Origin of the sequence: Pseudomonas brassicacearum (genome assembly GCF_009601685.2) — a bacterium.
GTDB lineage: Bacteria > Pseudomonadota > Gammaproteobacteria > Pseudomonadales > Pseudomonadaceae > Aquipseudomonas > Aquipseudomonas kilonensis_B.
Map to the genome: position 1 here is coordinate 2,215,964 of NZ_CP045701.2, position 23,049 is coordinate 2,239,012.

The 23,049-nt window shown below is 61.2% G+C and carries 20 protein-coding genes; 5 read left to right on the top strand and 15 right to left on the bottom strand.

What is annotated here, in order from left to right:
* Window positions 1–58: 58 nt before the first annotated feature.
* Together GFU70_RS09725 and GFU70_RS09730 are read right to left on the bottom strand one after the other, a co-directional pair.
* Window positions 59–811: an anti-sigma factor family protein gene (locus GFU70_RS09725; RefSeq protein ID WP_058544035.1), complete on the bottom strand. Its 753-nt coding sequence runs from the start codon at window positions 809–811 to the stop codon at window positions 59–61.
* On the bottom strand, window positions 808–1,314 hold the full coding sequence (locus GFU70_RS09730) for a sigma-70 family RNA polymerase sigma factor (RefSeq protein ID WP_058544034.1): 507 nt from the start codon (window positions 1,312–1,314) through the stop codon (window positions 808–810). The genes GFU70_RS09725 and GFU70_RS09730 overlap by 4 nt, the downstream gene beginning before the upstream one ends.
* 168 nt (window positions 1,315–1,482) lie before the next feature.
* On the opposite strand from GFU70_RS09730, the gene GFU70_RS09735 reads away from it, so the two are divergent.
* Window positions 1,483–2,565 (top strand): catalase family peroxidase, encoded by a 1,083-nt coding sequence (locus GFU70_RS09735; RefSeq protein ID WP_058544033.1) that lies wholly within the window; start codon window positions 1,483–1,485, stop codon window positions 2,563–2,565.
* Window positions 2,562–3,098 (top strand): cytochrome b, encoded by a 537-nt coding sequence (locus GFU70_RS09740; RefSeq protein WP_058544032.1) that lies wholly within the window; start codon window positions 2,562–2,564, stop codon window positions 3,096–3,098. The genes GFU70_RS09735 and GFU70_RS09740 overlap by 4 nt, the downstream gene beginning before the upstream one ends.
* A 193-nt stretch (window positions 3,099–3,291) precedes the next feature.
* Here GFU70_RS09740 and GFU70_RS09745 read toward each other — a convergent pair whose 3' ends face one another.
* Together GFU70_RS09745 and GFU70_RS09750 are read right to left on the bottom strand one after the other, a co-directional pair.
* The gene (locus tag GFU70_RS09745; protein ID WP_058544031.1) at window positions 3,292–4,443 is read right to left on the bottom strand and encodes a M14-type cytosolic carboxypeptidase; all 1,152 of its coding nucleotides are present in this window, start codon (window positions 4,441–4,443) and stop codon (window positions 3,292–3,294) included.
* Window positions 4,444–4,934: 491 nt separating this feature from the next.
* Complete coding sequence (locus GFU70_RS09750) at window positions 4,935–5,276, bottom strand: DUF6124 family protein (protein ID WP_058544030.1); 342 nt, start codon at window positions 5,274–5,276, stop codon at window positions 4,935–4,937.
* Between the two features lie 131 nt (window positions 5,277–5,407).
* Here GFU70_RS09750 and GFU70_RS09755 point away from each other — a divergent pair, with 131 nt between their 5' ends.
* Window positions 5,408–6,055: a LexA family protein gene (locus GFU70_RS09755; RefSeq protein WP_058544029.1), complete on the top strand. Its 648-nt coding sequence runs from the start codon at window positions 5,408–5,410 to the stop codon at window positions 6,053–6,055.
* Window positions 6,056–6,084: 29 nt separating this feature from the next.
* Here the strand turns inward: GFU70_RS09755 and GFU70_RS09760 are convergent, their stop codons facing one another.
* From GFU70_RS09760 to GFU70_RS09775, 4 genes are read right to left on the bottom strand one after another with little or no spacing between them, the layout of a single operon-like run.
* Window positions 6,085–8,034, bottom strand: coding sequence for an acetyl/propionyl/methylcrotonyl-CoA carboxylase subunit alpha (locus GFU70_RS09760; RefSeq protein ID WP_153387940.1), 1,950 nt, complete (start codon window positions 8,032–8,034; stop codon window positions 6,085–6,087).
* On the bottom strand, window positions 8,031–8,849 hold the full coding sequence (locus GFU70_RS09765) for a gamma-carboxygeranoyl-CoA hydratase (RefSeq protein WP_027912592.1): 819 nt from the start codon (window positions 8,847–8,849) through the stop codon (window positions 8,031–8,033). Before GFU70_RS09765 ends, GFU70_RS09760 begins: the two co-directional genes overlap by 4 nt.
* 13 nt (window positions 8,850–8,862) lie before the next feature.
* The gene (locus GFU70_RS09770) at window positions 8,863–10,470 is read right to left on the bottom strand and encodes a carboxyl transferase domain-containing protein (protein WP_153387941.1); all 1,608 of its coding nucleotides are present in this window, start codon (window positions 10,468–10,470) and stop codon (window positions 8,863–8,865) included.
* Between the two features lie 11 nt (window positions 10,471–10,481).
* Window positions 10,482–11,645: an isovaleryl-CoA dehydrogenase gene (locus tag GFU70_RS09775; protein ID WP_013692666.1), complete on the bottom strand. Its 1,164-nt coding sequence runs from the start codon at window positions 11,643–11,645 to the stop codon at window positions 10,482–10,484.
* 372 nt (window positions 11,646–12,017) lie between these two features.
* Here GFU70_RS09775 and GFU70_RS09780 point away from each other — a divergent pair, with 372 nt between their 5' ends.
* Window positions 12,018–13,715 (top strand): AMP-binding protein, encoded by a 1,698-nt coding sequence (locus tag GFU70_RS09780; RefSeq protein WP_058544026.1) that lies wholly within the window; start codon window positions 12,018–12,020, stop codon window positions 13,713–13,715.
* A 654-nt stretch (window positions 13,716–14,369) separates the two neighbouring features.
* Here the strand turns inward: GFU70_RS09780 and GFU70_RS09785 are convergent.
* The 3 genes from GFU70_RS09785 to GFU70_RS09795 form a co-directional block, all read right to left on the bottom strand.
* The gene (locus GFU70_RS09785; RefSeq protein ID WP_058544025.1) at window positions 14,370–15,269 is read right to left on the bottom strand and encodes a hydroxymethylglutaryl-CoA lyase; all 900 of its coding nucleotides are present in this window, start codon (window positions 15,267–15,269) and stop codon (window positions 14,370–14,372) included.
* A 92-nt stretch (window positions 15,270–15,361) separates the two neighbouring features.
* The gene (locus GFU70_RS09790; RefSeq protein ID WP_057447765.1) at window positions 15,362–15,763 is read right to left on the bottom strand and encodes a MerR family transcriptional regulator; all 402 of its coding nucleotides are present in this window, start codon (window positions 15,761–15,763) and stop codon (window positions 15,362–15,364) included.
* A 208-nt stretch (window positions 15,764–15,971) separates the two neighbouring features.
* Window positions 15,972–16,904, bottom strand: a complete 933-nt coding sequence (locus tag GFU70_RS09795; protein ID WP_018611524.1) for a LysR family transcriptional regulator — start codon at window positions 16,902–16,904, stop codon at window positions 15,972–15,974.
* A gap of 177 nt (window positions 16,905–17,081) precedes the next feature.
* On the opposite strand from GFU70_RS09795, the gene GFU70_RS09800 reads away from it, so the two are divergent.
* Window positions 17,082–18,311 (top strand): acyl-CoA dehydrogenase, encoded by a 1,230-nt coding sequence (locus GFU70_RS09800; protein WP_058544024.1) that lies wholly within the window; start codon window positions 17,082–17,084, stop codon window positions 18,309–18,311.
* 71 nt (window positions 18,312–18,382) lie between these two features.
* Here the strand turns inward: GFU70_RS09800 and GFU70_RS09805 are convergent, their stop codons facing one another.
* From GFU70_RS09805 to GFU70_RS09820, 4 genes are all read right to left on the bottom strand, one after another.
* The gene (locus GFU70_RS09805) at window positions 18,383–19,252 is read right to left on the bottom strand and encodes an isocitrate lyase/PEP mutase family protein (RefSeq protein WP_003200006.1); all 870 of its coding nucleotides are present in this window, start codon (window positions 19,250–19,252) and stop codon (window positions 18,383–18,385) included.
* Window positions 19,253–19,442: 190 nt separating this feature from the next.
* On the bottom strand, window positions 19,443–20,477 hold the full coding sequence (astA, locus tag GFU70_RS09810) for an arginine N-succinyltransferase (protein ID WP_058544023.1): 1,035 nt from the start codon (window positions 20,475–20,477) through the stop codon (window positions 19,443–19,445).
* Between the two features lie 61 nt (window positions 20,478–20,538).
* Window positions 20,539–21,555: an arginine N-succinyltransferase gene (locus GFU70_RS09815; protein ID WP_116642784.1), complete on the bottom strand. Its 1,017-nt coding sequence runs from the start codon at window positions 21,553–21,555 to the stop codon at window positions 20,539–20,541.
* A gap of 110 nt (window positions 21,556–21,665) precedes the next feature.
* Window positions 21,666–23,015, bottom strand: a complete 1,350-nt coding sequence (locus tag GFU70_RS09820) for an APC family permease (RefSeq protein WP_058544021.1) — start codon at window positions 23,013–23,015, stop codon at window positions 21,666–21,668.
* Between the last annotated feature and the right edge of the window lie 34 nt (window positions 23,016–23,049).

Below are 23,049 nucleotides of genomic sequence, written 5' to 3' on the forward strand. Positions count from 1 at the left end.
CCCATATCCTCTGTGGGAGCGAGCAAGCTCGCACAGAGATTTACACAGGGTAAGGGGCTCAGAAATTCAGGGTTTGCTTGAGCCGCTGCACCGTCGGCGTATCACTGGGTATGACCATCGCATAGTTGTAGCCGGGCCCGGACCAGTACTCGGCTTGCAACTCGCCCTCACGGCGACTGCCCCGTGGTAGCAGGAAGTTTTTCGGGCCGGGCGGGCGCACGTAGAAGCTGATTTTCTGACCGCTCGGGTCCTGGTAGACCACCATCGCCGCTGCGCCTTGTTCGGTGCTGAGCAAGCGTCCGCTGACGGGCTTGAAACCGGCGCCCGACAGGTCTGGCAGGCGGTCGGCCTGGGTGAAGTAACGGTCGAGCCAGCCTTGCATGCTCTGCTCGTCACCCGTCTGGTAGTCGGCCGGAAGGATGCCCTGCTGGGCAATCAAGCGGTATGCCTGCAAGGCATCGGCCATGGGGGCTGCGGTGCTGAGCAGGGTCATTTGCCGCGCTTGCCAGCCGCCGAAGCCACCCACGCTGACGGCCAGCAGCAACACCGCGGCGTTGGCCAGGTGGCGGCGGGAGCGCTGTTTCAGGCGCTGGCGAATCATGGCCGGGTCGAGATCCGGATTGGGCGGCTGTTGCAAGGCGCCGCTCAGGGCCGTGCGCAGGTGCTGCGCGTCCTGTTGCCAGGCGCGGACCCGGGCGGCGACTTCCGGCTGGTTGGCCAGGTAGGCCTGCACCAGGCGCTGGTCGGCCTCGCTCAGTTGGCGATCGACGTAGGCGTGCAGGTCGCTGTCGCTGGGGGGCATGCTGATCATTTGAGTATCCGCAGGGTGGGGCGGGTGATTTCGCCGTCGCTGAGTTGGCGCAGAGCCTGTCGAGCGCGCGACAGACGGGACATTACTGTGCCGGTCGGCACGCCGAGGATGTCGGCGACTTGTTGGTAGCTCAAGCCTTCCACCGACACCCACAGCAACAGTGCACGTTGTTCCGTCGTGAGCTGATCGAACGCTTGCAGGGACGATTGCGCGATCACGCTGCGCTCGGCCGAAGGGTGGGCATCGTCGCGGCCGGTGAAAAACTCCAGCATGCGTGCATACCGTCGGGAGCGGCGGTGGCCGTCGATAAACTGCCGATACAGAATCGAAAACAGCCAGGCCCGCAGATCGCCGTCCGGGCGTTTGTCGTTCCATTTGGACAACGCTCGCTCCAGGCACGCCTGCACCAGGTCATCGGCGTTGCTCGGGTTGCGCGTCAGCGACACGGCAAAACGCCGTAGCCTGGGGATGAGTTCGCGCAACTGTTCGTCGAATGCGTTCATAAGGGTGTGGCTTCTGTAGGCGGTCGCTGCGCCGGGACTGGAAAGACGACCCTCGAACGAGATTATTCCAGTGCAGGAAAAATAAATACGAGGCGTGGGAATAAACCTGCCGGGCCTTCGTCTGACGGGTTCTTTCCAACAAATGGCCCCGAGCCCTGGAGCGTTCTCATGGTTGATCCTTCACCCTCGTCGAGCCGGCCACCCTTGAGTGCCGCCGGCCTGACACTGCGCCTGAGCGGCATCGCCGTGATTGTTGCCGCGCTGGCCGGCGCGTTTGCCTACGTCAATGGCAGCCTCGACCCACAGCGCCTGACACCGCAGGCGTTGGTCAATGTACTGGAAAAAAACAACGGCGTTCACCCGGGCTTTCGCCGCAACCACTCAAAAGGTATCTGCGTCGCGGGCTATTTCCAAAGCACGGGCGAGGCCAGCGCCTATTCCAGTGCCCAAGTGTTCTCGCAGGCGCAAACGCCAGTGGTTGGGCGGTTCGCCTTGCCCAGCGGCAACCCCTATGCACCGGACAGCAGTGTGCCGATTCGCAGCCTGGCGCTACGCTTTACCCAGGCCAACGGCCAGCAATGGCGCACCGGCATGAACAGCATGCCGGTGTTTCCGGTGGGCACGCCCGAAGCCTTCTACCAACTCCTGCAAGCCCAGTCGCCGGACCCTGCCACAGGAAAACCGAACCCTGCGGCCGTACCGGCGTTCTTTGCCGCGCACCCCGAAACGGCGCCGTTCCTGCAATGGATCAAGACCGCCAAGCCGTCGGCCAGCTATGCCACCGAAACCTACAACGGTATCAACGCGTTCTACCTGGTCAACCCCGCCGGGCAGCGCCAGGCGGTGCGCTGGGGCGTGGTGCCGATCAGCCAGGACGCTGCGGATGCGACGCCCCCCCAGGGGGCCGACTTCCTCGAGCAAGACTTGGTGAAGCGTCTCGCCGCCGGGCCGTTGCGCTGGCAGTTGAACATCACCCTGGCCAACCCGGGGGACCCGGTGAACGATGCCAGCAAGGCCTGGCCTGCTGACCGCAAGGTACTCAATGCCGGCACGTTGGTGCTGGAGCGCACCCAGGCGCAGGACAACGGTGAATGCCGCGACATCAACTATGACCCGCTGATCCTGCCCCAAGGGATCGAGGGTTCCGAAGACCCACTACTGGCCGCGCGCTCCGCCGCCTACGCCAGTTCCTATCTGCGCCGTACCAGCGAAGTGGGCCAGTTGCCCGCCAAACAGGAGTCCCGCCCATGAGCGCCCCTCGTCACTTTGCACCGCTGGCCCGGCTGCTGCACTGGCTGATGGCCGTGATGATCATCGCCATGCTGTTCATCGGCGCAGGCATGGTCGCCTCGGTGTCCGAACGCCATGAATGGCTGCTGCAGTTGCACAAGCCATTGGGTATCGCGATTTTGCTGCTGGTGATCGTCCGTCTGATGGTGCGTTTTACCACCCGTCAACCGCCGTTGCCGGCCGATCTACCGGCCTGGCAGGTGCTGGCGGCAAACGCCTCGCATGTGCTGTTGTACACCTTGATGCTGGTCCTGCCGCTGTTGGGCTGGGGCATGATTTCGGCGGCGGGAGACCCGGTGATGCTCGGCGACTCGCTGCAACTGCCTTCGATTCTGCCAGCGCACGCCCAGACGTTCGCACTGCTGCGCAAGGCCCACGGGTACCTGGCTTACCTGTTGTTCGTGACGGTGCTGGTGCATCTGGCGGCGGCGTTGTTTCACGCATGGGTGCGCCGGGATGAGGTGTTGGACAGTATGTTGCGTGGCAAGGACTGATGAAATCATGGCAAGGGTGCTTGCTCCCACCGGGTGGCGTCTGTAGGAGCTGCCGAGCGAAGCGAGGCTGCGATCTTTTCAGTTGACACTTGAGTCTCCAGTGAAAGATCAAAAGATCGCAGGCTTCGCCAGCTCCTACATCACCGAGCGGAGCAGGTTCCCTCGCCACGGTGGATCTGTTCAGGTCGCTGGATCAGCGCAATTCGTCAACCATGGCCTCAATGGTGCTCAACACATCCTTGCCCAGTTGCATCGAGCGTTTGCCAGACCAACCGGTGATCGGGTTCGGATGATCGTCATGATCCTTGAACGGCATTTCCAGGGTCAGGGACAGGCAGTCATATTTCTGGCCGACCGCGTTACAGGCCAGGGTCATGTTGGCCTGGCCCGGTTCGTCGCGGGTGTAGCCGTGAGTGGTCTGGAAGTCTTTGGTCTGGTGCTTGAGATGGCTGCGAAAGCGCTCTTCGAGCTCGGCAATGCGTGGTGTGTAGCCCGGGTTGCCTTCGCAACCGGCGGTGAAGACGTGGGGAATTTCCTCATCGCCATGAGCATCGAGGAACAGATCGACGCCGTACTTTTCCATTTGCTGCTGGACGAAAAAGACCTCGGGGCTGATTTCCGGGCTGGCGTTCTGCCAGGCACGGTTGAGGTCCTGGCCCATGGCGTTGGTCCGCAGATGCCCGTGGAACGCGCCGTCGGGGTTCATGTTCGGCACCAGGTACAGATCGGCTTTGGCGAGCAATTGGTTCAGTTGCGTATCGTCATGCTGCTGGAGGCGTTCGATCACGCCCTCCATGAACCACTCGGCCATGTGCTCGCCGGGATGCTGCTGGGCGATGATCCAGACTTTGCGCCGGCCTTGCGCACCGCTGCCCTTGCGCAGCAGTTGAATGTCACGACCTTCCACGCTTTTACCAACGGCCAATAGTTCGGTGCCGGCCTTGTGCTGCGCTTGCTCGATCAGCCAATCATGCCGGCCGCGACTGTAGGGTTCGAAGTAGGCGAACCAGGCGTTGGGTTGTTCGGTCTCCAGATAAAAGCGCAGGGCGTCGCCTTCAAATTGGGTCGGAATGCGGAACCAGTTGACGTGATCGTAGGAGGCAACGGTCTGGTAGCCCGTCCAGGCCTTGTTGTAAGACGACTGACTGGCGTTGAGCAGGCGGAAGGAATACTCCTGGCCAACGTGCAGGCCGCTGGCCTTGAAGTGGAACCACTGGAAATGGGGGCTGCGGGTGTCGGGCCTGATCTTGAGCAACGACTGCAACGGGTTGCTGATGTCGACGATCTCGATGTTGCCGCTGTCGAAATTGGCACTGATATCAAAGGAAGATTTAGCCACGGTCACGATTCCTGGAAAGGATTTTCATGGCCATTACTGTACACGCAAGAAGGGGGGGCCGAGACGATTTACGTCACGTAAACGAGGGGGCGTCCTCCCTGGACGCCGAGCCAGCTTAGAGAGTCTGCAATTGATTCTCAAGTGCTGGTTGTCGATTGTTCTCGCCTGTGTGGCGGGGGCTCTTGTAAACAGATATTCATTTGCTATCATCGCCGCCATCGAATTGGCAGCACCCAAAAGACTTCATTAGCCTGAAGCCATAAGCCGAAAATCGGCAAAAAAAAGACCCGGCAAAAAGCCGGGTCAAAAACCGTGATTAGCCTGATGAGGAGATATTCCAGAAGTCCGACCTAAGGTCTTCTGATCTATCGACTGATCTCGCGACCAGCTGATGCAATAATAATCATTATCATTTGCAAGTCAAATGGTTTTATCGCATCGATTGGAAAATTCATGCTTGTCGTGCGCGTTCGCGGCGACATTCCCAAGCGTTACCCCTAGCGAGTCGGGTAGCCATCCAGGGATCGGTCAAGCATCACCTTGACCAGATCAATCATGTGCACCACCGAAAATGCCAGGTCACGGCTCGAACCATTCAACTGGTTGGCAGACTCGTGAGCGGTCGCCGCTGCACAGCGCAGCAGGTCGCATGCGTGAACAAGGGCTTCTTCTGCGCTGACGTTGTGGTTGACGTCGAAGAAGCGATGTTCTGCCTGTGCCTGCGAAACACCCGGTTTCAAGTAGTAGTCGAGGGCTCGTTTGGCTGCCGGGCAATCCTGTAATGAAGGGAACGTGCTGTCGAAAGGGCTGCCGGGCTGGTCTTTACTGGGTGTATCCATAGTGATGAAAATCTCCGTGTGTGGGGCTGAACTCCTGAATCCAGAATAGTACTTATCGTAATTGTGACGATAATTTAAATACTACAATTTGTGTTTTGAATGGCCGGAGTCATCCACGTATCGTGCCGCACATGGATAAATGGATAGAGTTGGTCAAGGCCAAGATGAAGGAGCTGCGCATCACGCAAGTGGTGCTCGCAGAACGGTTGGGGATGTCCCAGGGCGGCGTCGGCCATTGGCTGACCAGGCGCCGGCAACCCAGTGTCGAAGACATGAACCGGGTCCTGCGGGAGTTGGGGCTGGAGTTCCTGGAAGTGGCGATGGTGATTCGCGAGCCGGACACCTCCACGGACGAAGGCATGACCCTGGCGCAGAAGTACAACCCGTACTTCCGCTACCCGGTCAGTGAATGGCACGAGGTTGGCGAGGTTCGCGAAGGCGATCCTGGCGCCTACAGCCAGGCGCGCTACGAACTGACGGACTACCACGCCTTGGGGGCCGCGTTCTGGCTGGTGGTGGTGGGCGACGCGATGACCGCACCCAGTGGGCTGAGTATTCCCGAGGGCATGTCGATCCTGGTGGATCCGGCTATCGAGGCGGTGCCTGGCAAACTGGTGGTCGTCTGCTTGCCCGGTAGCAGTGACGCGACCTTCCGCAAATTGATCGAAGAGAGCGGCCAGCGTTACCTGGTTCCGCTCAATCCGACTTACCCGAAAAACCTGTACACCGAGCAATGTCGCCTCATCGGTGTGGTGGTGCAGGCCACCATCAGGTTCTGACTGGATCGGCCCTGGGAGCGGGCCGATGCCTATTCTTCGAATGCCACCAGGGCACTGCCTTCGCTGACCATTTCGCCTTCCTGGCAATACAGCGCCTTGATCACCCCGGCCTTGGGCGCACGAATGCTGTGCTCCATTTTCATGGCCTCCAGCACCACCAGTTGAGCTCCGGTTTCCACCGTCTGGCCGACACTCACCAATACCCGGACGATACTGCCGTTCATGGGCGCGGCCAGGCCGCCTTGATGGCTGTGGCTGGCCTCGGCTTCGGCTAATGGGTCGTACAGGTCGATCCGGTGCAGGTCTCCCGCCCATTGCAAATACAGGCTGTCGCCCTGGCGAATCGCTCGATGACTGCGGCGCAGGCCGTGGTGCTCGATCACCAGTTGCTCACCCTTGAGTTCCGCGCAATGGGCGCTAGCGTCCAGTGTCAGCGCGCGATCCTGGCCTTCGCAGCTCAGGTGCAAGGTGGTTTCCCTGGGCAGCCCCAGACGCAGCCCGGTGGTGCTGGCCCAAGGCGAATCGGCATCATCGCAGCGCACGCGCGGTGTCAGGCTCAAGGCGAATCCCTGGGCGGCTGCGAACCAGAACGCGTCATCCAGTTCGCCTGGCTCTGGCAGCAATTGCGCCTGGTAACGTGGGATAAATCCGGTGTCCAGTTCTGCCGCCGCGAAGGCGGGGTGGGCCACGATTCGGCGCAGGAACCCGATGTTGGTTTTCAGTCCGCCAATGGCAAATTCGTCGAGCATGCTCAACAGCCGCAAGCGCGCCTGTTCACGGTCTTCGCCCCAGGCAATCAGCTTGCCGAGCATTGGGTCGTAGAACGGCGAGATTTCATCGCCTTCTTCAACCCCGCTGTCGACCCGCCGCCCCGGCCCCTCGGCAGATTCGCGATACAACGCCAGGCGCCCGGTGGCCGGCAGGAAATCGTTGACCGGGTCTTCGGCATATAGCCGCACTTCGATGGCGTGACCGAGCAGCGGCACTTGTGCTTGAGTGATCGGCAAGGGTTCGCCTTGGGCGACGCGGATCTGCCAAGCCACCAGGTCAAGTCCGGTGATCGCTTCGGTGACCGGATGCTCGACCTGCAACCGGGTGTTCATTTCCATGAAGAAAAACTCGCCCCGCGCATCCAGCAGGAACTCCACCGTGCCCGCCCCGACGTAACCAATCGCCTGGGCTGCGCGCACGGCAGCTTCACCCATGGCCCGGCGCAGTTGCGGGGTCAAGCCGGGGGCGGGGGCTTCTTCCACCACTTTCTGGTGGCGGCGCTGGATCGAACAATCGCGTTCGTTGAGGTACAGGCAGTTGCCGTGTTGATCGGCAAATACCTGGATTTCCACGTGACGCGGCTTGAGCAGGTATTTCTCCACCAGCATCCGTGAGTCGCCGAACGAGGATTGCGCTTCACGCTGGGCCGAGGCCAGGGCTTCGGCCAGTTGGCTGACGTCCTCGACGACTTTCATGCCCTTGCCGCCACCGCCGGCCGTGGCCTTGAGCAATACCGGGTAGCCGATGCGCTCGGCGGCGTCGCGAAAGGTCTCCAGGTCCTGGGCTTCGCCGTGATAACCGGGCACCAGGGGCACCCCGGCGGTTTCCATCAGGGCCTTGGCCGCCGATTTGCTGCCCATGGCGTCGATGGCCGAGGCCGGTGGACCGAGGAAGATCAGCCCGGCGTTTTCAATCGCCCGGGCGAACCCGGCGTTCTCGGACAGAAAACCATAGCCGGGGTGGATGGCCTGGGCGCCGCTGGCTTTCGCTGCGGCGATCAGCTTGTCGATTTGCAGGTAGCTGTCGGCGGCCTTGCTGCCGCCCAGGTCGACGCGGATGTCGGCTTCACGGCTGTGGCGGGAATCGCGGTCAGTGGCGCTGTGGACGGCAACAGTGGTCAGGCCCATGGCCTTGGCGGTGCGCATCACGCGGCAGGCGATTTCGCCACGGTTGGCCACCAGCAATGTGGTGAGGGCAGGGGCGCTCATCGACGCGGCTCCTTGTTATTCGATTCGGCTTGCCAGTTCGGCGCACGCTTTTGCAGGAAAGCCCGCAGGCCTTCCTGGCCCTCCGGGCTGACGCGGATGCGGGCGATGGCATTTTCGGTGTAGCGCCGCAGCGCCGGGGTAAGGGCGCCGTTGCCGACTTCTCGCAGCAGTTCCTTGCTGGCGCGCATGGCCGCCGGGCTGTTGAGCAACAAGTTGTCGATCCACTGTTCGACCTGCTGGTCCAGGGCCTCGGCCGGGTAACTTTCCGACAGCAAACCGATCTCTTTCGCCCGTTGCCCGTCGAAGCGTTCCGCCGTCAGGGCATAACGACGCGCCGCGCGCTCGCCGATGGCTTGCACCACGAACGGGCTGATCACCGCCGGCGCCAGGCCAATGCGCACTTCCGACAGGCAGAACTGTGCTTCATCGGCGCCAATGGCCATGTCACAAGCGCTGATAAGCCCCAGTGCGCCACCGAACGCGGCGCCCTGGACAACGGCCAGCGTGGGAATCTTAAGCTTGGCGAGGTTGTACATCAGCTCCGCCAGTTCCCGGGCGTCATCGAGGTTGGTGTGGTAATCGAGTTCGGCCGATTGCTGCATCCAGGCCAGGTCGGCGCCGGCGCTGAAATGCTTGCCGCGACCGCGGATCAGCAGGAAGCGCAAGCTTGGATCGCTGCTGACGTGGTCCAGGGCCAGGATCAGTTCGCGGATCATTTCGGCGTTGAACGCGTTGTTTTTCGACTCGCGGCTGAGCCACAGGGTGGCAACGCCCCGTGGGTCGGTGTGCAGTTCGAGGGTGTTGAAGTTATCCATGGACATTCCCCGTTTACATCCGGAACACGCCGAAGCGGCTCGGTTCGATAGGAGCGTTCAGTGACGCGGACAAGGCCAGGCCCAGCACATCGCGGGTCTGGGCCGGGTCGATGACGCCGTCGTCCCACAGCCTGGCGCTGGAGTAATAGGGGTGACCCTGTTCTTCGTACTGGTCGAGGATCGGTTGCTTGATCTCGGCTTCCTGTTCGGCGCTGAAGGGATGGCCGCTGCGTTCGGCTTGTTCACGCTTGACCTGCACCAGTACGCCGGCCGCCTGCTCGGCACCCATCACGCCAATCCGCGCATTCGGCCACATCCACAGGAACCGCGGGTCGTAGGCACGGCCGCACATGCCGTAGTTACCGGCGCCGAAACTGCCGCCAATGATCACGGTGAATTTCGGCACTTTGGCGCAGGCCACGGCCGTCACCAGTTTTGCCCCGTGCTTGGCGATGCCGCCGGCTTCGTACTTCTGCCCGACCATGAAACCGGTGATGTTCTGCAGGAACAGCAACGGGATCTCGCGCTGGCAGGCCAGTTCGATGAAGTGCGCGCCTTTCTGCGCGGCCTCGGCGAAGAGAATGCCATTGTTGGCCAGGATCGCGATCGGGTAGCCGTGCAAATGAGCGAAGCCGCACACCAGCGTCGTTCCAAACAGCGCCTTGAACTCGTCGAACACCGAACCGTCCACCAGGCGCGCAATCACCTCCCGCACATCGAACGGTTGCTTGGCGTCGGCCGAAACCACGCCGTACAGCTCCTCGCCCGAGTAAAGCGGGGCAATCGGAAGGCGGTGCTGCAACTCGCCCTGCTTGCGCCAGTTGAGGTTGGCCACGCTGCGGCGGGCCAGGGCCAGGGCATGTTCGTCGCTGTCGGCGTAATGGTCGGCCACGCCGGAGATCTTGCAGTGCACATCGGCGCCGCCCAGGTCTTCGGCACTGACCACCTCACCGGTGGCGGCTTTCACCAACGGCGGGCCGGCGAGGAAAATCGTCGCCTGCTGGCGGACCATGATCGCCTCGTCCGCCATGGCCGGCACATAGGCGCCACCGGCGGTGCAGGACCCCATGACCACGGCGATCTGCGGGATGCCCTGGGCACTCATGTTGGCCTGGTTGAAAAAGATCCGGCCGAAGTGCTCGCGGTCCGGGAACACTTCGTCCTGGCGCGGCAGGTTGGCGCCGCCGGAATCCACCAGGTAAATGCACGGCAGGCGATTCTGCTGGGCGATGGTCTGGGCGCGCAGGTGTTTTTTCACCGTCAGCGGGTAGTAGGAGCCACCTTTGACCGTCGCGTCGTTGGCGACAATCATGCATTCGACGCCTTCCACGCGACCGATGCCGGCAATCACGCCGGCCGCCGGCACGTCTTCGCCATAGACTTCGTGGGCTGCCAATGGGCTGATTTCCAAAAACGGCGAGCCCGGGTCCAGCAGCCGGTTGATGCGTTCACGGGGCAGCAGCTTGCCTCGCGAGGTGTGCCGTTCCTGGGCCTTGGGGCCGCCGCCTTGGCGAATGTGCGCGAGCAAGGTGCGCAGGGCCTCGACGTGTCCGAGCATCGCATCGCGGTTGGCGATGAATTCCGGCGAGCGCGGGTTGAGCTGAGTGTGCAGCGTGGCCATGGTCAGCTCCGTTAGCGGGTTTCGTTGAACAGTTCGCGGCCGATCAACATCCGACGAATCTCACTGGTGCCGGCACCGATTTCGTACAGCTTGGCGTCACGCAGCAGGCGGCCGGCCGGGAATTCATTGATGTAGCCATTGCCGCCGAGGATCTGGATGGCGTCGAGGGCCATTTGCGTGGCGCGTTCGGCGCTGTAGAGGATCACCCCGGCGGCGTCCTTGCGGGTGGTTTCGCCGCGCTCGCAGGCCTGGGCCACGGCATACAGGTAGGCGCGGCTGGCGTTGAGCTGGGTGTACATGTCGGCGACCTTGCCCTGGATCAGCTGGAATTCGCCGATGCTCTGGCCGAACTGCTTGCGATCGTGGATGTAGGGCACGATCAGGTCCATGCAGGCTTGCATGATCCCGGTCGGGCCACCGGAGAGCACGACGCGCTCGTAGTCGAGGCCGCTCATCAGCACTTTCACGCCACCGTTGAGTGCGCCGAGGATGTTTTCTTCCGGCACTTCGACGTCATCGAAAAACAGCTCGCAGGTGTTGGAGCCGCGCATGCCGAGCTTGTCGAATTTGTTGCTGCGGCTGAAGCCTTTCCAGTCGCGCTCGACGATGAAGGCGGTGATGCCATGGGGACCTTTTTCCAGGTCGGTCTTGGCGTAGATCACGTAGGTGTTGGCATCGGGGCCATTGGTGATCCAGGTCTTGCTGCCATTGAGCACGTACTTGTCACCACGCTTGTCGGCGCGCAGTTTCATCGAGACCACGTCGGAGCCGGCGTTCGGCTCGCTCATCGCCAGGGCACCGATGTGTTCGCCGCTGATCAGCTTGGGCAGGTACTTGGTTTTCTGTTCGTGATTGCCGTTGCGGTTGATCTGGTTCACGCAGAGGTTGGAATGGGCACCGTAGGAGAGGGCGACCGAGGCCGAACCGCGGCTGATTTCTTCCATTGCCACCACGTGGGCCAGGTAGCCCAGGCCAGCGCCGCCGTATTCCTCCGGTACGGTGATGCCCAGCAGGCCCATGTCACCGAACTTGCGCCACATGTCGGCGGGAAACAGGTTATCGATATCGATCTGCGCTGCTCGCGGGGCCAGTTCGGCCTTGACGAAGGCCTGCACCTGGTCGCGCAACATGTCGATGGTTTCGCCGAGGGCAAAGTTCAGGGATGGGTAGCTCATGGGTCACCTTTGGCTTTTTTATCGGGTGCGGAGAGTGGCGGAATCGCTCTCACCTTTACGTTAACGTAAGCCTGCAACGAGAAGCTGTCAATCGCCCTTTACGTTAACGTCAACTTGAGCCAGAGTAAGCGCGCCTGGAAAAATCGGGGCGAGGGAGTTTGCTTCTGTCCGGCTGCGTAGGAGCTGGCGAAGCCTGCGATCTTTTGATCTTTTGATCTTTCGCTTGAGATTCAAGTGTCTTTGGAAAGATCGCAGCCTCGTTGCACTCGACAGCTCCTACGCAGCTCCTACACAGCTCCTACGCAGCCACGGCGGCATCTGTGCATGAGATTCCACCGCTACACCCACTAATAAAGACAAGAAGGGGGCGTCATGGATCAACCCGGTTCGCATTCGCAACACAGCTACACCCGTGGTTCCCAGGCCAAGGCTTTGCTGGCCCAAACCATCGGCGAGGTTTTCGACCAGACCGTGGCCCGCTATCCGGAGGACGAGGCGTTGGTGGTTCGCCATCAATCGCTGCGTTATACCTGGCAACAACTGGCCGAGACCGTCGATCTGCACGCCCGAGCCTTGTTGGCGCTGGGCTTGAAAACCGGAGATCGCCTCGGGGTGTGGGCGCCCAATTGCGCCCAGTGGTGCATCAGCCAGTTCGCCAGTGCGAAGATCGGCGTCATTCTGGTCAACATCAATCCGGCCTATCGCGTCTCTGAACTCGAATACGTGCTCAAACAATCCGGATGCCAATGGCTGGTATGTGCCGGGGCGTTCAAGACCTCGGATTATCACGCCATGTTGCAAGCGCTGGCGCCAGAGCTGGCGGAGCAATCGATCGGCCAGTTGCAGAGCGAGCGCTTGCCGGATTTGCGCGGTGTGATCAGCCTCGATTCCCAGCCCCCGACAGGCTTCCTGCCCTGGTCGCAACTGGCCGCCCTGGGTGCGGCGGTGACGCCTGCGCAACTGGCCGAGCGCCAATCCAGCCTGCAGTCCGATCAACCGGTGAATATCCAGTACACCTCCGGCACCACCGGCTTTCCCAAGGGCGCCACCCTCAGCCACCACAACATTCTCAATAACGGTTACATGGTCGGCGAAAGCCTGGGCCTGACGGCTGGCGACCGACTGGTGATCCCGGTGCCGCTCTACCATTGCTTCGGCATGGTCATGGGTAACCTGGGCTGCATGACCCATGGCAGCACCATGATCTACCCCAACGATGCCTTCGACCCGTTGCTGACGCTAAAGGCCGTGGCCGAGGAAAAAGCCACGGCACTGTATGGCGTGCCCACCATGTTCATCGCCCTGCTGGACCAGCCGCAGCGGGACGACTTCGACGTGTCCAGCCTGCGCACTGGCATCATGGCCGGGGCCACGTGCCCCATCGAAGTGATGCGACGGGTCATCAATGAAATGCACATGGCCGAAGTGCAGATTGCCTACGGCATGACGGAAACCAGCCCGGTGTCATTGCAGACCGGTCCTACAGACGAACTGGAACTGCGCGTGACCACTGTCGGGCGCACCCAGCCGCAACTGGAAAGCAAGATTATCGATGAGGCCGGCAATATCGTCCCGCGTGGCGCTATCGGCGAGTTGTGTACCCGCGGCTACAGCGTGATGCTCGGTTATTGGAACAACCCCAAGGGCACCGCCGACGCCATCGACCCGGATGGCTGGATGCACACCGGTGACCTGGCGACCATGGACGAGCAGGGCTACGTGCGCATCGTCGGACGCAACAAGGACATGATCATCCGGGGCGGGGAGAATATTTACCCGCGTGAGCTGGAAGAGTTCTTCTTCACTCACCCGGCGGTGGCGGACGTGCAAGTGATCGGCATCCCATGCTCGCGCTATGGCGAGGAAATCGTCGCCTGGATCAAGTTCCATCCCGGCCACAGTGCCTCCGAGCAAGAGCTGCAGGCTTGGTGCAAGGAGCGCATCGCCCACTTCAAGACGCCGCGTCATTTCAAATTTGTTGAAGAATTTCCCATGACGGTCACCGGCAAGATCCAGAAATTCCGCATGCGCGAAATCAGCATCGAAGAACTGCGCGAGGTAGAAGGCTGAGCAAGATCCCCTGTGGGAGCGAGTTTGCTCGCGAAGACGGCGGCATAGCCAACATCCATGTCGCTTGGCACACCGCCTTCGCGAGCAAGCCCGCTCCCACACGAAAAACCCAAACGCCAGACAGCACAAAGGGGAGCCGAAGCTCCCCTTTAATTTTGTCGTCGCGTGCTCTTTTTTTATTATTGAGGGGCGGCCTGTTGTTGTTATTGGCAGCCGTTGCCCTTTACCGCTGTTTTTGGCGATCCCCATCCGGGATCAAGAGCAAACGTATTTTTTTGAGCGCTGATCTGCTTTTTCGCTTTGCGATCCAACCGATTCGGGAGCTACCTGAAGGTAGTTTTATTGTTCTCTGCCCGGTTGCGGGTTGCTCCTGAAAGCACCCTGAAAAGCACATCCTCTCCAAAAAAATCTGTTAGCTGCGTCTCTGCCGTGTTGTTTTTGTTATGTCAGAGTCGTTTCGTCTTGTTTTTATTGGGTTTGCTGCGTTTTTTTATTCTTGTTATGCAAGAGATATAGCAGGTGGCGTGCCAACTTTTAAAATTCTATATAAATCAATTATTTATGTTTATTCGTCGAAAAAGCTGTCGCGCCGAACCTGACAAATTGTTTCCGTGTTACTCGTTTCACCGCTGTTACAAAGCCAGCGGTAACACCTCACTGTGCGCTACGGGCCTTGGCGACACGCGAACCGCTAGGGCGGCCGAGCACGTCGCAGATCTGCCGACCCGCGGCGATCAGGGCGTCCAGGTCGACACCGGTTTCGATACCCAACCCATCGAGCAGGTACAGCACATCTTCGGTGGCGACGTTACCGCTGGCGCCCTTGGCATAAGGACAGCCGCCCAGGCCGGCGATGGAGCTGTCGAACACCGCGATGCCTTCCAACAGACTGGCGTATACGTTGGCCATGGCTTGGCCGTAGGTGTCGTGGAAGTGTCCGGCGAGCTTGTCCCGAGGCACCTCGGCGCCCACCACTTCGAACATCCTGCGGGTGGCACCGGCGGTGCCCGTGCCGATGGTGTCGCCCAGGGAAACCTCGTAGCAGCCCATGGCATACAGCTCCCGAGCGACCCAAGCCACCTGTTCAGGCTTGACTGCCCCTTCATACGGGCAGCCCAGCACGCAGGACACGTAGCCGCGCACACTGACGCCGTGCTGCCTGGCGGCCTCCATGATCGGCGCGAAACGCTCCAGGCTGTCCTTGATGGAGCAGTTGATGTTGCGCTGGGAGAACGCTTCGGACGCGGCGGCGAACACCGCTACCTCTTTTACACCCGCCGCCAGCGCATCTTCAAAACCCCGCAGGTTCGGCGTCAGGGCGCCGTAGGTCACACCGGGCTTGCGCTGGATCTGCGCGAACACCTCGGCGGAACCGGCCATTTGCGGCACCCACTTGGGCGAGACGAAACTGCCGACTTCGATGTAGCCCAGTCCGGCGGCGCTCAACGCATCCACCAGGCGCACCTTGTCGGCGACGCTGATGGGTTGGGCTTCATTCTGCAGCCCGTCACGGGGGCCGACTTCAATCAGGCGTACAAAGGAGGGGAGGGACATGGGGATTGACCTGTAATGAGTTGCCAAAATGTCGAGAACGATGATGCCCCCCTGTGGGAGCGAGCAAGCTCGCTCCCACAGGGCATGTTGTGTTACTGGACGATTTCCTCGCCCTTGATCGTCTGCTCCAGCGCCTGGATGCAGCGTTCTTCGGCGGTGTCGAGTTCCAGCTTCATCTGTTCGATGTCCAGCAATTGCTGTTCGAGTTGTTCCCGGCGCTCGGCGATTTTCGCCAGCATGCTGTGCAACTGTTTCTGATTGCCGCTGGAGGGGTCGTAGAGTTCGATCAACTCGCGGCACTCGGCCAGGGAAAAGCCAATGCGCTTGCCGCGCAGGATCAGCTTCAGGCTGACCTTGTCCCGCGGCGAATAAATGCGCTCCTGACCCCGTCGCTCCGGGCTCAACAGGCCTTGTTCTTCATAGAAGCGGATGGCCCGGGTGGTGATGTCCAGTTCGCGGGCGAGGTCGGAGATGCTGTAGGTCTGGCTGCTCATGGAAGCGCTCGAAACGAAAGGGGCTGGCGCTAAGCTAAAGGCAGGTTGACGTTCGCGTCAAGCAGTCGCGGGTGTGTTGTCCAGGCGGGCCTCTTCGCGAGCAAGCCCGCTCCCACAGGTTCTGCGTCGCATACTAAATGTTGCGTGCGCTGCAAATCCAATGTGGGAGCGGGCTTGCTCGCGAAGAATGATGATGCGGTCTATCGCCTTACACCACCTTGTCGAGCTTCTTCTCATGGGCGGTCACCTGCTGGCACAGCTCGATCATCTGCTCGCGCATCCAGCGGTTGGCCGGGTCCTGGTCGGTGCTTTCGTGCCAGTAGAGGTGGGTTTCCACCGGCGGCACATCGTTGACCGGTAACAGGAAGGCGTGCAGATCATGACGACGGGCAAAGCGCTCGGGGACGGTCATGACCATGTCCGTTTGTTGCAGCACCTGGGAGGCCATCAGGTAATGCTGGGAGCGCAGGGCGATCTTGCGCTGGATACCCATCTTGCCGAGGGCCAGGTCGACATAACCCAGCCCGTTGCGGCGGCTGGAAATATGCACGTGGGTCTGGGCCAGGTAATCATCGAGGCTGATCTTTTCCTTGCCCGCCAACGGATGGCCCTTGCGCATGGCGCACACGTAGCGATCTTCCATCAACTTGACGTGACGCACCTGCGGGTCGGTGTTGAGCGGTGCGTCCACGGCGAAGTCGAGGCGGCCGGCGGCCAGCTCCTTGGTGGTTTCACGGCGCTTGGAGAGGAAGCTCTCGATCGCTACGGTCGGCGCCAGGCGGCGCAGGCGCTGGAACAGCAGCGGCAGAATTACGCCTTCGGTGAGGTCGGTCATGCTGATGCGGTAGGTCTTGACGGCCTGCAGCGGGTTGAAGATCCGGCTTTCCTGCACCGACACCCGCAGCAGCGACAGGGCGTTGCGCACCGGACCGATGATGTTCTGGGCCATGGGCGTCGGCACCATCCCTTGGGCGGTGCGCACGAAGAGCGGATCGTTGAAGGTCTCGCGCAGACGCGCCAGGGCATTGGACACGGCCGGCTGAGTGATGCCGACGATCTGCCCGGCACGGGTCAGGTTGGCTTCGGTGTAGATCGCATCGAAGACAATGAAAAGGTTGAGGTCGACCTTGCTCAGATTCATGGCGCTGCACTCTTGTTCTTGGGCTTGTTGTGAGGTGCCGGGAGGCGATGAGAATCAGTGAAACATATATCGGTGATGAATGTTAATACACGCCGAGAATAGGTTAGGTAAATTTTCGTAGCTGAACTAGCATCGATTTCATGACCTAAAACAACCTCTGCCAAGAAGGTGCTGCTCATGGATTTTGCCTATTCCCCCAAGGTTCAGGAACTGCGTGAACGCGTCACGGCGTTCATGGATGCCTACGTCTACCCGGCCGAAGCGGTGTTCGAACGGCAAGTGGCCGAAGGTGACCGCTGGCAACCCACGGCCATCATGGAAGAGCTCAAGGCCAAGGCCAAGGCGCAAGGCCTGTGGAATCTGTTTCTGCCTGAGTCCGAACTGGGCGCCGGCCTGACCAACCTGGAATACGCGCCGCTGGCAGAGATCATGGGCCGCTCGTTGCTGGGGCCGGAGCCGTTCAATTGCTCGGCACCGGACACCGGCAACATGGAAGTGCTGGTGCGCTACGCCAATGAAGAACAAAAGCAACGTTGGCTCGAGCCACTGCTGCGCGGCGAGATCCGCTCGGCTTTTGCCATGACCGAGCCGGACGTTGCTTCCTCGGACGCCACCAACATGGCTGCCCGTGCCGAGCGTGACGGCGACCAGTGGGTCATCAATGGCAAGAAGTGGTGGACCTCAGGGGCCTGCGACCCACGCTGCAAGATCCTGATCTTCATGGGCCTGAGCAACCCTGATGCGCCCCGCCATGCCCAGCACTCGATGATCCTGGTGCCGGTGGACACCCCCGGGGTCAAGATCGTCCGGCCGCTGCCGGTGTTTGGCTACGACGATGCGCCTCACGGGCATGCCGAAGTGCTGTTCGAGAACGTGCGGGTGCCGTATGAAAATGTTCTGTTGGGGGAGGGACGCGGCTTTGAAATTGCCCAGGGCCGTCTCGGCCCAGGCCGGATTCATCACTGCATGCGTTCCATCGGCATGGCCGAGCGCGCATTGGAATTGATGTGCAAGCGTGCCGCCAGCCGCACAGCCTTCGGCCAACCGTTGGCGCGCCTGGGCGGTAACATCGACAAGATTGCCGACTCGCGGATGGAAATCGACATGGCGCGCCTGCTGACGTTGAAGGCGGCGTACATGATGGACACGGTTGGCAATAAAGTGGCGAAGAGCGAAATCGCCCAGATCAAGGTCGTCGCGCCAAACGTGGCCTTGAAGGTCATCGACCGGGCGATCCAGATCCACGGCGGCGCCGGGGTCTCCAACGATTTCCCGCTGGCCTACATGTACGCCATGCAACGCACCCTGCGCCTGGCCGACGGCCCGGATGAAGTCCATCGCGCCGCGATCGGCAAGTTCGAGATCGGCAAGTACGTGCCCAAGGAAATGTTGCGCAGCAAGGGCTAGGATCTGGCTCAACACGGGTTTCTGTGGGAGCAAGCTTTGCTCCCACAGGCTAATCCTGTGGGGCGAGTCCGTTACTCCTTGACGCTCATGTACTCCTCGGCCCAACGGATATAGTCCTCGGGCTGGGTGTAGGTGTGTGTCAGTTCGGTGGCGCTCAGGTCCGAAGCCTGGGTGAAGATCTGCCGTTGTTCGCGAAGGCTGTCGTAGGTCGCCTTGATCGCGGCGAAATAGGCGCCGTGGCCGTCGATGGTCACGCGCACGCCCAACTCGGCCAGGCGCTTGTCGTCGCGCAGCAACGGGTTGCCATAAGTGACCAGCATCAGCGGCACCGTCAGGTTTTCGCTGATCTTCTCCAGATGATCGAAGTCTTGCACGCCCACCATGCAAATCCCGTCCGCCCCAGCACGTTCATATTGCTGGGTACGGCTGATGATTTCCTGGACCGGCAGAATCGCAGCGTTGGTCCGGGCGATGATCGCCATTTCCGGATCGACTCGCGCCTCCAGCGCCGCACGAATCTTGCCGACGCCTTCGGCGACGCCGATCAGGTCGGTGGATTTGCGCCCGAACTGGGCCGGCAGCAAGGTGTCCTCAATGGTCAGCGCGGCGATGCCGGCTCGTTCCAGTTCGACGATGGTGCGCATCACGTTCAGGGCATTGCCGTAACCGTGGTCGGCGTCGGCAATCACCGGCAGTTGGGCCACCCGGCCGATGCGAGTGGCCTGTTCGGCAAATTCGCTGAGAGTGATCAGGGCGAAGTCCGGCGCGCCCAATACTTGCAACGATGCTACCGAGCCTCCCAGGATGCCGACTTCAAAACCCAGGTCAGCGGCAATGCGCGCCGACATCGGGTCGAACACCGAGGCGGTGTGGTAGCAGGTGTTGGAAGCCAGCAGTTGGCGAAAGTTACGACGCAAATCTTGATGGGAAAGCCTGGACATATAAGTTCCACCAATGGAATGGAAAGGCTTGAGCAAAAGTGTCAACGCCGAAAGATCCAAAGGCTATCACGTGGCAAGCGCAAAGATGATGACGAATGTGTATGGGTGATGCCGTTATGGCATCAAGCGAAACAACGGGCCCGCAAGGTGGGCAGCCGGTGCTCTGCCGGTCAGTCGGGATACGAGGGGGCTACGCCGCCACCGCTTGTTGCCCCAGCCTGGGCAATGCCACGGCCCGCACCGTATCACCCGGTTGTACTTGCAGGCGTTTGGCAGTGAGGCGATCGACGAGCAGCTTGTGACCATGCTGATGCGCGCGAGCGCTGGTGACACGGCAATTTTCCAGGCGTCGATTGTGAATCAGCCACACCGGTGCCTGTTCGTCCGGGGTGCCAATGACCAGGGTCAGCGTCTGGCTGTCGCGGACTGTGCGGATCTTCGACACCGGCGCCTCGATCACCGGGCCGCCGTCAAAAATATCAATGTAGCCCTTGTGGCTGAAGCCTTCGGCACTGAGGATTTTCATGGCCGGCTCGGTGTTCGGATGAGCCTTGCCGATCACCGCCTGGGCCTGTTCGGTGAGCAGGCAGGTATACAGTGGCTGGCGTGGCATCAGCTCGGCGATGAACGACTTGTTGCCCATGCCGGACAGCTGATCGGCGTAGCTGAAATCCTTCTTGAAAAAATGCCGTCCCAGGCTGTCCCAGAACGGCGAACAGCCCTGTTCGTCGGCATGGCCACGCAGTTCGGCGATCAGTTTCTCGCCGAACAGTTGGGAAAATTCGGCCACGAACAGCAGGCGTGCCAGGGACAACAGGCGTCCGTTGTGGCCACGACGTTGCTCGGGGTGCAGGAACAACGAGCAGATCTCCGATTGCCCGGACATCTCGTTGTTGAGGAACAGGGTCGGGATCTGCCGCTGGATCCCCAGTTCCGGCGCCGAGCTGACCGTCAGCCCGACCCGATAGTTGTACCAGGGCTCGCGCAGCCCGACCGCGCCGGTCAGGGCGCTGATACCCACCACCTGCCGGTCATCGTCTTCAAGCACGAACAGGTAATCGGCGTCGGCACGTTCAACTTGCCCGGCAAAGGTCCGTTGGGCCCAGCGAACACGGTTGGCCAGACGCTCTTCGTTGGCCGGCAGGCTGGTGAAGCCGGGGCCGGCGCAACGGGCCAGGTCCAGCAATGCGGGCAGATCGGTAATGGCGACCGGACGGACAATCATGATGCGACTCCTTCATCGTGTCGGTCCAAACGTCGGTACAGGCCATGGGGTCGAGTGAGGTTCATAGGGCAATCACCCGGATCGGCTCGCCGTCCGTGATGTCCAGGGCGGCCAGCATGTCGGGCGACAGAGCCACGCAGCCCTCGGCGTTTAAGTCCAGCTCGGCGACGATGGCCCGGTAGTTTCCGAGGCCGTCGTTGCTCACCAGGTAACGGCCTTTTGCATCAATCTGCCGGCTTTGCCGGGCCGTGGCGATTCGGCTCTGCGTGATGGAGTGGATATGGGCGATACGGGCATGCAAGGTCGGCCCACCGTCGAAGATATCGACGTAGCTGTTGGTCTCGAAACCTTCGCGCTCGAGGATGTCGAAGGCTTCCTGGCCATCGGGATGCACCCGGCCGATGCAGGCCTGGGCCGCTGGCGGGAGCATAGGCACGTAGATCGGGTACTGCGGCATCAGCTCGGCAAGAAAGGTCCGGCTCTGCAAGCCACACAGCCTTTCGGCTTCGACGTAGGGCAAGTCAAAGAAGTGCTGGCCGATGGCGTCCCAGAAGGGCGACTGGCCGTCCTCGCTGCTGAAACCGACGATTTCGGTGATGACCGATTCGGCAAAGCGCTGGGGGTGGGCGGCGATGAACATCAGCCGGGCCCGGGACAGCAACTCCGATTCCGGCGTGCGCACCCGTTCGGCGTCGATGTGGAAGCCACGCAGCAGCGTCTGTCCGCTGAGGTCCTGACACAACGACAGCGCGGGCACGCCATGCTGGATGTTCAGCTCCCGGGATTCGCTGGAAAACGGTCGGTTGCGCAGGCTGTAGAACGGTTCGTTGTAACCGGTGCTGGAAAGAATTTCCGAACAACCGACCAGGCGCCCGGCCGCCAGGTCCTCCAAGACAAAAAAATAAGTCTGCGCGCCTGGGGCCTGCACATCGGCCTCGAACGAGGCGCATGAGTCGAGGATCTTTTCCTCCAGGCGGGCGGTATCGTCCGGCAGCGACGTGACGCCCACCAGGCTGTCACGCGCCAATTGCTGCAGTTGCGGCAGATCGGTTAATTGAACTGGACGTAAGGCCAGCATGGATTGCACTCCTGTTCCAGAGAGCCCGGTGGCAGGCACCGGGCTTGACGATCACTGTCGATGTCCACGCGTTGTAACCAAGGTTGGCCGAATCCTTCGGCCGCCGGCTTTCACTGACCGGCCGGATCGGGCACGGTGGCAGGGTTGCCGAATTTGTTGAGCACACACAAATAGACCACGCCCGCGGCGATCCAGATCAGGCCGAGCTTCTGCGCAGCCACGCCCATGTTGTACATGATGGCCGCGACGATCACGAAGCCGATCAGTGGGCAGATCAAGTGGCGGATCCATTGGCCGGACTGCTGGCGGCGCCAGTAGTGGTTGATGACGGTGATGTGCAGCAACATGAAGCCGCTCAGGGCGCCAAAGTTGACCAGGGAGGTGAGGGTGTCCACGGCGTCGATGAACAGGTAGCAGATCAACAGCGACAGCACTGCCACCAGGTAAATGCTCAGGTACGGGGTGTTGTGGGTCGGATGGACTTTGGCCAGCACCTTGGGCAACTGGCCGTCCCGGGCCATGCCGAACAACAGGCGCGATACCGCTGCCTGCGAAGTGATCGCCACGGCCACGCCCCAGGCCAGGGCCGTGGCAACCGCGGTCAAGGTGGCCAGCCAGCTGCCGGCCGCCAGCTCGGCGATTTCATAGAATGCGGTGTCGGCGGACTTGAAACCCATGCCGGCGGCCAGGTCCGTGGCGATCCAGGTCTGCACCACGAAGATCGCCCCCATCACCAGCAAGGTCACCAGGGCTGCCTTGCCGACGCTGCGGCCCGGGTCGCCCTTGATCTCTTCGGCCAGGGTGGAAATGGCGTCGAAGCCCAGGAACGACAATACCGCGATGGACACGGCTTGCATCAGCAAGGCGAAGTTGAAGTGTTCCGGGCTGTACAGCGGTGCCAGGGTCAGTTGGCCGTTACCGGCTCCACCGTGCAGGGCATTCCAGGCGTAGAACAGGAAAATCCCCAGCACCACCAACTGCGCCAATAGAAAAATGATGTTCATCCGTGCAGTGAAGGTAATGCCGCGCAGGTTGACGAAGGTCGCGCTCACCAGGAAGGCCAGGATGAAACCGACCTTGGGAATGTCCGGGTACAAATGGTTCAGCGCCATGGCGGCATAGACATAGAGCAGCGGCGGGATCAGCAGGTAGTCCAGCAGCATCAGCCAGCCGGCGATGAACCCGACGTGTGGGTTAAGACCCCGCTGAGCGTAGGAATAGACCGAACCTGCCACCGGAAAGGCCCGGGCCATGCTGCCGTAGCTCAAGGCAGTGAACAGCATCGCCACCATGCCGATGATGTACGCCAGCGGCACCATCCCCGGCGCCTCGGCGTTGACATAGCCATACACGCCGAACGGGGCGATGGGGATCATGAAAATCATCCCGTATACCACCAGGTCTGTCAGCGACAGGCCGCGTTTCAATTCCTGTTTGTAGCCAAATGCCTCAATGCTCATGAGCCGTTTTCCTTTTCAGCTGTGTGGGTTGCTC